This is a genomic window from Pseudoflavonifractor sp. 60, from assembly GCF_009911645.1.
Lineage (GTDB): Bacteria > Bacillota > Clostridia > Oscillospirales > Oscillospiraceae > Lawsonibacter.
In genome coordinates this window covers 1-13,134 of sequence record NZ_QWKI01000039.1, presented here as the reverse complement: position 1 = coordinate 13,134, position 13,134 = coordinate 1, and the positions used below count along the sequence as shown (strand labels likewise).

General features: G+C 58.6%; 11 protein-coding genes. 6 read left to right on the top strand and 5 right to left on the bottom strand.

Annotated features, from left to right (window positions below; all coding sequences use genetic code 11):
• Together D1646_RS05265 and D1646_RS23035 are read right to left on the bottom strand one after the other, a co-directional pair.
• Window positions 1-751 (bottom strand): toll/interleukin-1 receptor domain-containing protein (locus D1646_RS05265; RefSeq protein ID WP_243154032.1); only part of this gene is annotated, 751 nt, incomplete at its 3' end.
• Window positions 748-2,781: a hypothetical protein gene (locus D1646_RS23035; protein WP_243154031.1), complete on the bottom strand. Its 2,034-nt coding sequence runs from the start codon at window positions 2,779-2,781 to the stop codon at window positions 748-750. The genes D1646_RS05265 and D1646_RS23035, both read right to left, overlap by 4 nt.
• A gap of 285 nt (window positions 2,782-3,066) precedes the next feature.
• Here D1646_RS23035 and D1646_RS05255 point away from each other — a divergent pair, with 285 nt between their 5' ends.
• The 4 genes from D1646_RS05255 to D1646_RS05235 all read left to right on the top strand — a co-directional run bounded on the left by D1646_RS05255 (window position 3,067) and on the right by D1646_RS05235 (window position 6,758).
• A complete protein-coding gene (locus tag D1646_RS05255) occupies window positions 3,067-3,612 on the top strand; it encodes a stage V sporulation T C-terminal domain-containing protein (protein ID WP_160635452.1) in 546 nt (181 codons plus the stop codon).
• Between the two features lie 383 nt (window positions 3,613-3,995).
• Complete coding sequence (locus D1646_RS05245; protein ID WP_160635450.1) at window positions 3,996-4,685, top strand: ComF family protein; 690 nt, start codon at window positions 3,996-3,998, stop codon at window positions 4,683-4,685.
• 115 nt (window positions 4,686-4,800) lie between these two features.
• A complete protein-coding gene (gene mreB / locus D1646_RS05240) occupies window positions 4,801-5,832 on the top strand; it encodes a rod shape-determining protein MreB (protein ID WP_160635449.1) in 1,032 nt (343 codons plus the stop codon).
• 101 nt (window positions 5,833-5,933) lie between these two features.
• Complete coding sequence (locus D1646_RS05235; protein WP_160635448.1) at window positions 5,934-6,758, top strand: mechanosensitive ion channel family protein; 825 nt, start codon at window positions 5,934-5,936, stop codon at window positions 6,756-6,758.
• Between the two features lie 40 nt (window positions 6,759-6,798).
• Here D1646_RS05235 and D1646_RS05230 read toward each other — a convergent pair whose 3' ends face one another.
• Complete coding sequence (locus D1646_RS05230; protein ID WP_160635453.1) at window positions 6,799-7,263, bottom strand: DUF4830 domain-containing protein; 465 nt, start codon at window positions 7,261-7,263, stop codon at window positions 6,799-6,801.
• A 152-nt stretch (window positions 7,264-7,415) separates the two neighbouring features.
• Between D1646_RS05230 and D1646_RS05225 the strand changes: the two genes are divergently transcribed.
• Together D1646_RS05225 and D1646_RS05220 are read left to right on the top strand one after the other, a co-directional pair.
• Entirely contained in the window at window positions 7,416-8,135 is a 720-nt protein-coding gene (locus D1646_RS05225) for a pseudouridine synthase (RefSeq protein ID WP_160635447.1), read from the top strand.
• A gap of 107 nt (window positions 8,136-8,242) precedes the next feature.
• Window positions 8,243-9,334 (top strand): helix-turn-helix domain-containing protein, encoded by a 1,092-nt coding sequence (locus tag D1646_RS05220; RefSeq protein ID WP_160635446.1) that lies wholly within the window; start codon window positions 8,243-8,245, stop codon window positions 9,332-9,334.
• Window positions 9,335-9,427: 93 nt separating this feature from the next.
• On the opposite strand, the gene D1646_RS05215 is transcribed toward D1646_RS05220, so the two are convergent.
• Window positions 9,428-12,781: a tetratricopeptide repeat protein gene (locus D1646_RS05215; RefSeq protein ID WP_160635445.1), complete on the bottom strand. Its 3,354-nt coding sequence runs from the start codon at window positions 12,779-12,781 to the stop codon at window positions 9,428-9,430.
• Between the two features lie 70 nt (window positions 12,782-12,851).
• Complete coding sequence (locus tag D1646_RS05210; RefSeq protein ID WP_160635444.1) at window positions 12,852-13,097, bottom strand: sigma factor; 246 nt, start codon at window positions 13,095-13,097, stop codon at window positions 12,852-12,854.
• Window positions 13,098-13,134 lie beyond the last annotated feature (37 nt).

The window sequence follows — 13,134 nt, the reverse complement described above, 5'->3', positions numbered from 1 at the left end:
GGGGCGGTGGGGCCGACGCAGAGAAAACCTCATTGCCGCAGGCATCCCGAATGGAGGCGGCAAGGGAATCCAGAGACTGGCCCGGTTTATACCAGTTTTCGTTGACCTGCAAATAGGCCAGCAGATCAGACAACATTGCCCGGCACAAACTTTTTTTGAGCTGGCCGCCGGGATGGTACATGAACTTGGTTTTCCCCAGGACTTTACGCTCTTTCAGCTCCTCGAAGGCGGTTATAAAAATATTCTCCTCCGCCTTGGCGTTGGTGTTTTCGGTCCCGTCGGGGTAGAAGCTGACCCCTAAGCCGGTGTCCTCTTCCCCGACCTCACTTTTCAGCTTGGTCAGCTTGTCCAGATTGACGGGAATCACCGGCAGACCTTTTTCTTCACTATATCTGCCGCCGAGACCAGCCAGCAGGGTCTGGCTGTACATCAGCTCCATTAACGTGGCATAGCTGGTGGCGTACCGGTTGTCCAGGAATGCAAGCACGCCCTTGCAGTACCCGCTGCTCATATTCTGCGGAAACTGTTTAATCCAAAGGGAGTTGTGGTTATCGAAGCTGCCGTCAAAGTAGACGTTCAGGCCGTAATCCTTCACCAGGGTATAGACGACCTCATGAAGGACGGTCTCCCAATCGTCGCTTTTATAGCTGATGAAGACGAAGGGCTTTTTGCTGTCCTTGTCGCAGAGGTGTTTTTTGATATACTTGACATGTTCGTCCTGTTGCCGCCGCAGGTTCTCTTCCTGTGTCATGCCTGCTCTCCTTTCTGTTCATTCAGCCGGTAAATACGCAGGCCGTCAAACATCCGCAGCATGGCCAGCATACACTCCATAGGCTCGGTGTCCTTCTCCTGCTCCCCGGAAAACTGAGCCAAACGCTCATAATTTTTCCAGGCCAGCTCTGCGGTGACCTCCGTCCCCTCCAAATCAGGGATCATATCCTGGTGCTGACGGAGCAGCTCACGCTGTGTCCGCTCCGGGGTCCCGTAGGTCCAGCCCATATCGTAGTGCTCCTGGAGCCAGCGCCAATGCTCCAGCGGGCCGATCTTGTTCAGATCCTCCTCGGAAAATCCCTCCACCAGGTCAAAGTCCACAGGGCGGTCGGTGTAGAAGCAGTTGATTTCCTGCATATATCCGGCAAACGCCTTGGCCTGGTTGATATTGGACAGCTGATACTCCAGCGACAGCGACTGGAAGTCCCGGGAAAACCGCTCCACATTCTTCTCATCCGTCAGGTACTGCTCCTCCCGGCCCTCGGCGCAGGCCTGCTTCCACTCCCCGCTGCTCCAGCGCCCGTTGAGCACCACGGCGAAGTGATACAGCCCCAAAAAGCTGCTTTCCGAGAGATAGGCCCGCTGCTTTTTGTTCTCCGCCGTCTCCGCCTTTACCGTCAGGCGGATGGCGCTCAGGTCCACGATGCGCTCAATGTCCTGCTGAAATGCGCACACGTCCGTCCGGCCCTCCGTGTACATTCCGGCATAGGCTTTCAGACCCGGCTTGCGTTTCTTCCACAGCTTATATTCCTCCAACTTCTCATCCCCAGGCTTCAAAGACTTCCAGGCGCTGTATTTATTTTCAAATGCCTCGATCTTCCTCTTCTCCCGTTCATCATAGAGATAGACCGCTTCAATAACATTGTTCTCAAAGGTAAACCGGCAGTCCATGGGATGCAGTTCCTTCTTGGAGTTGCGCCCATAGGCGGTGCGGTCCCAGCACTGAAGCTCGTCGCACAGCATGAGCATATAGGCCAGGGGGTGGTCGGAGGCCTCCAGGGGGGTGTTATCCTTCTCCTTGTAATAAGCAATGCTGAATTTGTAAAGGCTGTTGTGGGTCAGGATGCCGGTGAGGGCGTCCAGGTGCTCCCGCTCCATGGGGCACTCCAGCTCGCAGAACAACTTTTTGAAGAGTACTGTGGCGCTGAAATAGGCGTGGTCCATAAAGTGGTTGAACCGGTTGGGCTGGGCGGGCTTTTCCCGCAAGATCCGCAGCATTTGAGCCTGGGTCAGGGTGTACTTCTTTCCAAAATACTTGGCCAACAGGGCGGCGAAAAGCTCGTCAGTGGTCTCGTACACCTCGCCGCACAGCGCAGCCACCTGTTTCACCACCTTGCGGGGGATCTTCACAAAGGGCTCCAGCCCATGGTAAGCCACAAAGGGCCGCTCTTTCCGGTCCTCTCCCGCGACCTCAAAATAGGAGGCCACCTGCTCAAAGGGCAGCTCGAAGGGGTAGCCAATGTCATGGAAAAGGGACGTCAGCCCCCAGAAGCGCAGGAAATGACAGGCCGCCTGGCCGCCGTCCGCCAGACTGTAGAATTCCTGATAAGCCTTCTGGTAGATTGGGCTGTTCTGGTAAATAGCCAGGCCCAAGGCGAAGACATAGACCGAGTGAGCGTAGTGGTCCCGGTGCTTCATCAAAAGACCGCTGCCATTCGCCTCGAACTCTGAGAGCAGCTCGATCATCCGCCGTGTCTTCTGATAGTCCCCCACAAACATTTCCAGATAGCAGAAATAGACGTCAAAGGCGTCCTCCTTCCGCCCAGAACGCAGGAAGCGCCTCAGGGCGTTCTCCAAGCACAGCCGGTCCGTGTCCATCTGCTGATTGTAGGGGATGTCCCCCTGCTTCAGACTGGTCCCCAGCAGCGTTCCCGTCCGCGTCTCTTCCTCCGTCTTTTCAGGGCTGAAACGCAGTCCCTCACAGTGGTCACGAAGAAAAGTCAGCGCCGCACCCTCCAGACTGAAAGCATCATATCGCCGCTCGGGCACTCTCAATTTTGTGTAGCTCATGTGTCATACCTCCACTCAATTTTCTTTGTAAGAGAGCTTATGCAGCTTTCGCATTTCGGCCAAGATATCTCTAATTATGCAATGAATCCAGTATAGCACATCTTTCCTGTCAAGTCGAGGATATTTTCCATTCACTCATTTTCCCCCGGTCTGCTGCTTATTGGGAGAATACCTGGATTCTTTCCAGACATCTCCAAGGCGCTATTCGTATTGAGTGGGAAAGATTGCGTATACTATCTTTTGCCAGAGAGACATAACTGACAATAGAGAAAAGGAGTTTTGAATATGAAAGCAACTGGAATCGTGCGCCGGATTGACGACCTGGGACGTGTTGTGATCCCTAAGGAGATTCGCCGTACTATGCGTATCCGGGAGGGCGACCCCCTGGAGATATACACTGACAAGGACGGCGGCGTAATTTTTCGCAAGTACTCTCTGATGGGCGGGCTGGTGGACTTCGCAGGACAGCTGTGTGAGACACTGAACCGCACCACAGGGCACGTGACGGTTATCACCGACCGGGACAGCTGTATTGCGGTGGCGGGCGTCCCCCGGCGGGAATTGGCAGAAAAATCCATTTCCCCTCAGATGGAGCGGCTGATGGAGGGGCGGCAGGTCTACCAGTACAAGCCAGGGGAGGAGACAATTCCTCTGTGTGCCGACAGCGACAAGTATTCCCTGAGCACCGCCGCGCCGATTTTGTCCGAGGGGGATGTGCTGGGCTGTGTCCTCTTTGCCGGAACCAGGACAGACGGACTTACCGGCGGCGAGGTGGAATACAAGCTGGCCCAATCCATCGCGGCTTTCCTGGGGCGGCATATGGAGAGCTGAGTCGTCAGAAACCAGAGTCGGCTAAACATCAAGTGAAATTGCGCAATCCCCAACAGCGAAAAGGGCTTGCTGTCTGTGTAACACAGATGGCAGGCCCTTTGCATTTGCAATACTCATATCAAGTATCTTTTCGACTTATTTTAAGTTATAATTAAGATGGCAGAAAGAAAATAGGGTAAGATATACTTTGCAGAAAGGATGGTGATAGTCTTGAAGCGAGACAAGCATTTAGGGATTACAATCAGTGGGGAGCACCACAGAAAGCTGGTTTACATCTCAGAGTATGAGGGGCGTTCCATGAGCGGTCAGATCCTCTATCTGATACAAAAATGTATCCGCGAATTTGAGCGGGAAGACGGCCCCATCCCAGAGGACGAAGTGAAATGAGCCTTGGTGAGCGAGTTTTGGACCTGCTTTTTCCGCCCAAATGTCCCTTCTGCCAAAAAATTTTGGATGACCCTAGAGCGCCGCTTTGCCCCGCCTGTCAGCTGCGGCTGCCCTGGCTGGAGGGGAAGGCGGGAGAGCGGCGGGTTGACTTTGCTGAGAGCTGTTTTTCTCCCCTGGCCTACCGGGACGATGTGCCCGGTGCAGTCCACCGGTACAAATTCAGCGGGGTTCGGGCGTTGGGAAAGCCGCTGGCTCTGCTGATGGCCCAGTGTCTGAAGGACCATCTGCCCCAGGGGGCGGATCTGATCTGCTGGGCGCCTCTGTCCAGAAAGCGGCTGCGGAAACGGGGCTTTGACCAGGCCCGGCTGCTGGCGGAGGAGGTGGGCCGTATCTGCTCCATTCCAGCGGTACCCCTTTTAGAAAAGAGGCGAGATACCCAGGCTCAGTCAGAGCTGACGGAGGAGAGCGCCCGCCGGGCCAACGCCAGGGGGGCCTATGCCCTGCTGCCCGGAATCGACCTGACCGGGAAACGGGTGGTGCTGGTGGATGACGTGGTCACCTCCGGAGCAACCCTCAGCGAGTGTGCCGGGCTGCTGCGGATGGGCGGCGCAGAGGGGGTTTGGTGTCTCACTGCGGCCCAGGCCAGGCGAGACGGAAAATCCTCTGCAAAAAAAGAGGAAAAATGATAGAAAAAATGATTGAAATGCGGGGACAGTCCGGCTATAATATAGGAGGATTGAAAATAAGACCGCCTTGAGCGGCAGAAAATAAAATATGGAAAGTATAAATAGGGTGAAAATTATGGGGTTTTTTAGCAAGGATATTGGCATCGACCTGGGCACCGCCTCGGTTTTGGTATATATCAAGGGTAAGGGCGTGGTCCTGCGGGAGCCCTCCGTGGTAGCCATGGACAAGAACACTGGAAAGCTGCTCAAGGTGGGTACCGACGCCCAGGCTATGCTGGGGCGTACTCCGGGCAACATTGTGGCTATGCGTCCCCTGCGGGAGGGCGTCATCTCCGATTACGACATGACCGAGCGGATGCTGAAGGAATTTATGAAGAAAGTGACCTCCTTCTCCCTGTTTAAGCCCCGTCTGCTCATCTGCGTACCCTCCGGTATCACCGAGGTAGAGGAGCGCGCCGTGGTGGACGCCGGCATTCAGGCGGGGGCGCGGCGGGCCTATTTGATTGAGGAGCCCGTGGCCGCCGCCATCGGCGCAGGCATCGACATAACCAAGCCCGACGGCCACATGGTAGTGGACATCGGCGGCGGTACTGCGGATATTGCCGTCATTTCTCTGGGCGGCGTGGTGGAATCCGCCTCCATCAAGGTAGCAGGCGACAAGTTTGACGAGGCGGTGGTGAAATATATCCGCCGCAAGCACAATGTGCTCATTGGCGACCGTACTGCCGAGGAGCTGAAGATGAACATCGGCTGCGTCTTCCCCCGGCCCGAGGAGGTCACCATGGAGATCAAGGGCCGCTGCCTGATGACCGGCCTGCCCCGGGTATTCAATGTGACCTCCAGCGAAATGATCGAGGCCTTTGAAGAGACCTCCTCCTCCATCCTGGAGGCCATCCACGGTGTGCTGGAGCGCACTCCGCCGGAACTGGTGGCTGATATCTCCACCAACGGCATTGTGATGACGGGGGGCGGCTCTCTGCTGTGGGGCTTTGACAAGCTGGTCCAGTCCCACACTGGCATTGAGACCCATGTGGCCGACGACGCCATCTCCTGCGTAGCCTACGGCACCGGCAAGAGTCTGGACAGCTTGGACCAGATGCAGGACGGCACCATGAACCTGTCCCGCCGCAAACAGATGAACTATTAATAAAACGCCGGCTTCCAGCCGGCGGAGAAAGACGGTCGCCGGGGGTATGGGGGCCCGTGTCCCCCTGGGGCCGCCTTTTTGTCCCGAAGGAGGCAGCTGCTATGGAGAATGTAGAGGATGTCATTCAGGACGTGGGAGCAACTCTGGGCGCTCAAAATATCACATGGGGGGCCATCCTGCGGGTTTTTCTGCTCCTGCTGGTGGGCTGGCTGGTCATCCGCTTCCTCTCCAAAATGGTGGAGCGGATGGTAGAGCGCAGTAAGCTGGCCAATGCGGCCAAGGTGTACATCAGCTCCGCTCTGCGGATCTTCCTCTGGCTGCTGCTGGGGCTGATGCTGGCGGAGACCTTGGGCATTAAGGCCACCTCCATCATTGCCATGCTCAGCGTGGCGGGACTGGCCGTCTCGCTGGCACTGCAAAACACGTTGGCCAATCTGGCCGGGGGACTGGTGCTGCTGGTGACCAAGCCCTTTACCCTGGGGGATTATGTGGAGGCGGATGGTATCAGTGGTACCATCGCCGCCATCAATATGGTCTACACCACCTTTGTTACTCCGGACAATCGAGAAATTTTTATCCCCAACAGCCAGCTGTCCGCCGCTAAGATCATCAATTACAATGTACTGGGAAAGCGGCGGATGGACCTGAAATTTACCGCCTCTTACGACGCTCCCACCGCTCAGGTGCGGGCAGCCCTCCAGGAGAGCATCGCAAAGTTTCCCCAGGTGCTGGCCGACCCCGCCCCGGCGGTCTATGTGTCGGAGTACCAGGCCAGCAGCATTGAGTATCTGGCCCGTCTTTGGACCTCCTCCAGTGACTACTGGGACGTGTATTACGCCCTGATGGAGGATGTACGGGAGTCCTTTGCCCGCCACGGAGTGGAGATGACCTACAACCATCTGAACGTACATATTTCGGAGCGGTAGGGAACGCCTAGGCCATTTGCGCTCCCTCCCCCTTGGGCCTTCAAGGCATGGTCAGACCATGGAGAAATCCGTCCAGCCGGGGAGAGAGGACCTCGCCGCCCACTACAGTGTTCTTGCAGATGAGCAGGTTGGCCTGGACCCCCGCCTCACCGCTGGGGTAGTTGAGCACCTCATAGGTGTACCGCTTTACCCGTTTTCCGGCATATTTTTCCAGCTGAAAGCCCTGTTCCGCCTGGAGGGCCAGATACTCAGAATAGCTGTCGTCCATCTCCTCCGGAATCAGCAGCTCCTGGGTTGCAATGGGCTCCTGGGACACCTGCCAGCCGTAAGCGGACAGGTATTCCACCCGGTCCTGGTTGGACTTGACCCCCTTGGGATTGGGGACAGTGGAGGCGGAGACCTCCCGGACGGCCTGGCCGAAGTTCAGGGCAATGGCGCAGCAGCACAGCAGAGCAGCAGCCGCCACGCCCCAGGTCAGCTTTCGTTTAGGCACCTTTGCGGTCATAATCAACACAGCACATTTCTCCTTCCCTGGAATTTTCTCTCTCTACAGTATGCGGCTTGGACAGGGAATATGTCCTGCCTCCGGCAGGGAGGTCCAGAATACGGAAAGAGCTCAGGCGGAATATTAAGGGCGAGAAAGGCGGTGCAGACGGGTTGGAGCGGATTGATAAGCTGCTCTCCTCCACCGGAAGATGGAGCCGGAAGGAGGTCAAGGAGCTGATCCGGCAGGGCAGGGTCCTGGTAGACGGCGCACCTGCCGCCCGTCCGGAGGACAAATTTGACCCCGGGCTTGCCGCTGTCTGGGTGGACGGACAGCCGGTGGACTGTTCCCCCTTCATCTACATCATGCTCCACAAGCCGGCGGGCCTGCTTTCCGCCACAGAGGACGCCCGGCAGCCCACGGTGCTGGATCTGCTGCCCTCTGAGCTGCGCCGCCGGGGTCTGTTCCCGGTGGGACGGCTGGACAAGGACACCACCGGCCTCCTCCTGCTCACCGACGACGGCCCTCTCGCCCACCGGCTGCTCTCCCCCCGGAAGCACGTGGACAAGGTGTATTGGGCAAGGGTTGACGGTATCCTGAACCAGGAGGACGTCCGCGCGCTGGCCGAAGGAATGGTGCTGGGGGACGGTCTGCACTGTCTGCCCGCCGGACTGGAACCGCTGGGGGAAGGCTCAGAGTGTCTGGTGACTCTGCGGGAGGGGAAGTACCACCAGGTGAAGCGGATGCTGGCCGCCTGCGGTAAGCCAGTAACCGTCCTCCACCGGCAGAGAATGGGGCCTTTGACGCTGGATGAGGACTTGAAACCCGGAAAATGGCGCTTTTTGACCCCCAGAGAACGGTCTGAACTGGCCCAGTTAGGCACAACTACCTAAATCTTTGGGCAAACTGAACAAAAAAATAGAAAAAAACCCTTGCCAAACAAGGGGGTCAGACGGTATAATAGAGGAGCAAACCCAAAGAGAATGTAGGAGGGATCGCTGTGTCCAGCAGGATGTTCCAGGGTGTCGTACTCCAAATGAAGGACAATATCAGCCGCACAATAGGTGTGGTAGACTCGGAGGGAATCGTGGTCGCCTGCAGTGAACTCACCTGCATTGGCGAGCACTGGTCCGGTGTTGTGTCCGCCATCAACGGGGCGGATAACGGGATTGCCCGCTATGAGGGCAGGACCTTTAAGCCTCTGGCGGGCTGGGGCGCCCAGTTCGACTACGCCGCCTTTGTCAAGGGAGAGGATGAAATGGCCGCCTCCCTGTGCGCTATGGCGGTGGTTGCCTTCAATGGGGCCAAGACCTATTATGAGGAGAAGCACGACAAGGCCACCTTTGTAAAAAACATTATTTCCGACAATATCCTTCTGGGTGACGTATACACCCAGGCTAAAGAGCTCCACTTTGTCTCCGAGGTGCCCCGCGCCGCCTTCCTGGTGCGCCAGCTGGGCCCCGCAGATGTCTCTGTGATCGACGTGATTCAGAGTCTCTTCCCGGACAAGCAGTCCGATTTCGTCATCTCCATCAACGAGACCGACGTGGCCCTCATTAAGCAGCTGCCTGAGGGGGCCGACTCCAAGGAGCTGGGCAAGATCGCCAAGCAGATTGTCGCCGCCGTGACCCAGGAGCTGGGTGTGAAGGTGGTAATCGGCATCGGCACCATTGTCCCCCACATCCGCGACCTGGCCCGGGCCTATAAGGAGGCTGGGGTGGCCATTGATGTGGGCAAGGTCTTCGACACAGAGAAGACGGTCATCAACTATGAAAACTTGGGCATTGGCCGCCTGATTTACCAGCTCCCCACCATCCTGTGCCAGATGTTCCTTCAGGAGGTCTTTAAGAAGAGTCCCATCGACGCCTTGGACCAGGAGACGCTGCTCACCATCAACAAGTTCTTTGAGAACAACCTGAACGTATCCGAGACCGCCCGGAAGCTCTTTGTCCACCGCAATACCCTGGTGTACCGGCTGGAGAAGATCAAGAAGCTCACCGGCCTGGATCTGCGGGAGTTTGACGACGCCATCACCTTTAAGGTGGCGCTGATGGTCAAGAAGTACCTGATCTCCCGGGGGATTGAATCCTGATTTTCTCCATATAAAACAGAGAACTGAGTCCGTTCTGCGGGCTCAGTTTTTTCTGCAAAAAAATCCCCCTTCCGAGGAAGGGGGAGAGGTATGTCATTTTTTGAAAAAGCCGAACAGGCCGCCCCGCTTGGGCTTCTCCTTGGCTTTCTCCTTGACCTCCGGCTTTTTGGGCTGGGTACCGGAGGCAGGGGGGATGTAGGTATAGCTGGAGGAGGGGCTGGATTTTGGTGCGCTGTCCAGCCGCTCCAGGGCCTCCTTGGCGCTTCGGTAGCCCTTGTCCGCTGCCTTTTGATACAGAGAGCGGGCCTGTTTAAGATCCCGGCCAACGCCATGGCCCTCCTCGTAGCACTCGCCCAGCAGGAACAGGGCCCGGGGCTGTCCCTGGCCGGCGGCCTTTGCAAACCACTTAGCTGCCTCGCCATCGTCCTCCTCGACGCCGATCCCGGTGTAGTAGCAGTAGCCCAGGTTGCATTGGGCGGTGACATTGCCCTTTTCAGCGGCCTGGCGGTAGAGCTCTACCGCTCTCTCTTTGTCCTCCGCCACGCCCCGGCCCAGCTCATAGCACAGGCCCAGCATACACAGACTGCGGGGGTGTTCCCGCTGGGCGGCCTTGGCGAACCACTTGGCTGCCTCTTCATAGTCGGTCTGGGTTCCAATGCCCTCGTAGCAGCAGTAGCCCAGGTTGCACTGGGCGGGGGCGTAGCCCCGTTCCGCCGCCTCACGGTAAAACTTTACCGCCATCGTCTTATCCTCTGTGACCCCCGTGCCCAGCTCATAGCACAGGCCCAGAGAGCAAGTGGCGGAGGCGCTGCCCAGCTTGTGGGCCTTCAGATAGCAGGACACCGCCTTGCGCGGGTCCTCGGGCACGCCGTAGCCGTTTTCATAGCACTCCCCCAACAGGTCGATGGCCCGGGGGTAGTCCTGGTCCGCCGCCGCCTTGAACCACTTGAAGGCCTGGTCGTTGTCCTCCTCCACGCCGATACCCTGGTAGTAGCAGTAGCCCAGGTTGCACTGGGCCCGGGCGTGCCCCTGCTGGGCGGCCTGATGGTAAAGCTCCACCGCCCTGCGCTTGTCCTCCGCAACTCCGCGGCCCAGCTCGTAGCACAGGCCCAGGGAACAGGTGGCAGGGGGATAGTCCTGACTGTGGGCCTTTTGGTACAGCTCTACCGCCTTGCTCACGTCCCGCTCCACGCCGTAGCCATTTTCATAACACTCGCCCAGCAGCTGCATAGCCCGGGGATACTCCCGCTGTGCAGCGGCAGCGAACCACTTGGCCGCCTCCTGGTCGTTCTCCTCCACGCCGATGCCCCGGTAGTAGCAGTAGCCCAGATTGCACTGGGCGCGGACATAGCCCCGCTGGGCAGCCTGGAGGTAGAGCTCCGCCGCCTTTTTCATGTCCCGCTCAACCCCATCGCCGTACTCATAGCACACGCCCAGGGCGCAGGTGGCGGGGGCGAAGCCCTGCTGGTGGGCCGCGGTATACAGCTCCACCGCCTTGGCCAGATCCTTTTCCACGCCGTAGCCGTTTTCGTAGCACTCACCCAGCAGCTGCATGGCCCGGGGGTAGTTCCGCTGGGCGGCCTTGGCAAACCACTTTACCGCCTCCTCGTTGTCCTCCTCCACGCCGATGCCCTGGTAATAGAAGAAGCCCAGGTTGCACTGAGCCCGGGGGTAGCCCCGCTGAGCGGCCTTGAGGTAGAGCTCCCGGGCCTTATGCTTGTCCTCCGGCATCCCCCGGCCCAGCTCGTAGCACAGGCCCAGGGCGCAGATGGCGGGGACGTTGCCCTTGTCGCTGGCCTGCTGGTAGAGCTGGGCCGCCTTCTGTGCGTCCTGCTCCACACCGTAGCCATTGTCGTAACACTCGCCCAGCAGCTGCATGGCCCGGGGATAGCCCTCCTCAGCGGCCCTGGAGAACCAGAGGACCGCCTGGTCGTTGTCCTCCTCCACGCCGATGCCCTGGTAGTAGCAGAAGCCCAGGTTGCACTGGGCCCGGATGTCCCCCTTGTCTGCGGCCTGGCGATAAAGCTCTACCGCCTTGACCGGGTCCTCCTCCACGCCGCTGCCCAGCTCGTAGCACAGGCCCAGAGAACAGGTGGCAGAGGGATAGCCCATCTCACTGGCCTTGGTGTACAGCTCCACTGCCTTGCTGATATCCTTGTCCGTACCGTAGCCGTACTCATAGCACTCCGCCAGCAGGTGGATAGCCCGGGGATAATCCTGGCCGGCGGCCCTGGTAAACCAGAGGATGGCCTGGTCGTTGTCCTCCTCCACGCCGATACCCTGGTAGTAGCAGAAGCCCAGATTGCACTGGGCCCGAGGCATTCCCCGCTCCGCCGCCCGGCGGTACAGCGCCACCGCCTTGGCCTGGTCCTGCTCAACCCCCTGACCCAGCTCGTAGCACAGGCCCAAAGAGCACATGGCGGAGGTGTAGTCCTTGTCCACCGCGCTCTGGTACAGCTTCACCGCCCGGTCGTAGTTCTGTTCCACGCCCCAGCCCCGGTCGTAGCATTCCCCCAGCAGGAACATGGCCCGAGGGAACTTCCGCTCGGCGGCCTTGGTGAACCACTCCACCGCCAGCCGGGGATTCTCCTCCGTCCCAATGCCGATGTAGTAGCAGAAGCCCAGGTTGCACATAGCGGGGGGATAGTCCTGCTCGGCAGCCTCCCGGTACAGCTCCACCGCCCGGGCCCGGTCCTCCTCCACGCCAATGCCCGTCTCGTAACACAGACCCAGCGCACAGGCCCCGTCGGGGTAGTGCTGCTCGTAGGCGGCCCGATAGAGCTCCACCGCCTTAGTCAGGTCCTTCTCCACGCCGTAGCCATTTTCAAAGCACTCACCCATCAGCACCTGGGCCCGGGGATAGCCCTGCTGGGCGGCTTTGGCGAAGAGAACGGCGGCCTCGTCATTGTTCTCCTCAAAATAGATTCCCTGGTAGTAGAAATACCCCAGGTTGCACTGGGCAGGGGCGTAGTCCATGTCGGCGGCCTCCTGGTAGAGCTCCGCCGCCCGGCCCTTGTCCATCTCCACGCCGTGGCCCAGCTCGTAGCACAGGCCCAGCTCGGTAATGGCGGGAGGATAGCCCTGCTCTGCCGTTTCGGTAAACAGCGCCACCGCTCTGGTCTCGTCCTTCTCAGTGCCGATCCCCCGGATATAGCACAGCCCCAGATAGTACTGGGCGGAGATACTATCCCCTTCAGCGCCACGGCTGAACCAGTAGAAGGCCTGCTTGTCATCCTTGGGGGCGCCGTCCTCGCCGTAGTAGTAGCTGCGGCCCAGACGGTACTGAGCGTCCAGATCTCCGTCCTCGGCGGCGTCCTGGAGCGCCTTCAGGTCCTCCTGCTTCTTCTCCGCCATGTCGTTCAGGCTGCTCATGACTTTGGGGTCGATGTAGATCATCACCGAGTCCTGGTCAAAAGACCCCGCGTTCATGTTCTTTTCATCTGCCATGGCATTCCGCTTCCTTTCTATGTCTCTTATCTTGGAATGTCCTGGTCAATTTCCCCAGGACCATACAGCTTTATCCCTCAGGGCGGGACTTGCCGTTCTGCTTGGCAATATATATGGTGATGGCCTGGCGAATCCACCAGCCGGCCCAGTTGGCAAAGCTGTCTTCTCTGTCGCTGAATTTTTCCTCGGCCTTGGCCAGACCCTCATTGCCCGCCCGGATCAGCTCTGAAAGCTCCACACCCTGGCCCTCAAAGTGGCGGGCGATGGACTCCACCAGACGCTGGCCGTCCGGCCTTGTGCTGTATTCCTCTGTCATAGGGCATCGCTCCCTTCTGATTCATCAGTTCAAAAAA

Coding starts and splice junctions, on each gene's coding strand:
- D1646_RS05245 (WP_160635450.1), top strand. CDS start 3,996: ATGAGCCTTGGTGAGCGAGTTTTGGACCTGCTTTTTCCGCCCAAATGT.
- D1646_RS23035 (WP_243154031.1), bottom strand. CDS start 2,781: ATGAGCTACACAAAATTGAGAGTGCCCGAGCGGCGATATGATGCTTTC.
- mreB (WP_160635449.1), top strand. CDS start 4,801: ATGGGGTTTTTTAGCAAGGATATTGGCATCGACCTGGGCACCGCCTCG.
- D1646_RS05235 (WP_160635448.1), top strand. CDS start 5,934: ATGGAGAATGTAGAGGATGTCATTCAGGACGTGGGAGCAACTCTGGGC.
- D1646_RS05255 (WP_160635452.1), top strand. CDS start 3,067: ATGAAAGCAACTGGAATCGTGCGCCGGATTGACGACCTGGGACGTGTT.
- D1646_RS05230 (WP_160635453.1), bottom strand. CDS start 7,263: ATGACCGCAAAGGTGCCTAAACGAAAGCTGACCTGGGGCGTGGCGGCT.
- D1646_RS05215 (WP_160635445.1), bottom strand. CDS start 12,781: ATGGCAGATGAAAAGAACATGAACGCGGGGTCTTTTGACCAGGACTCG.
- D1646_RS05210 (WP_160635444.1), bottom strand. CDS start 13,097: ATGACAGAGGAATACAGCACAAGGCCGGACGGCCAGCGTCTGGTGGAG.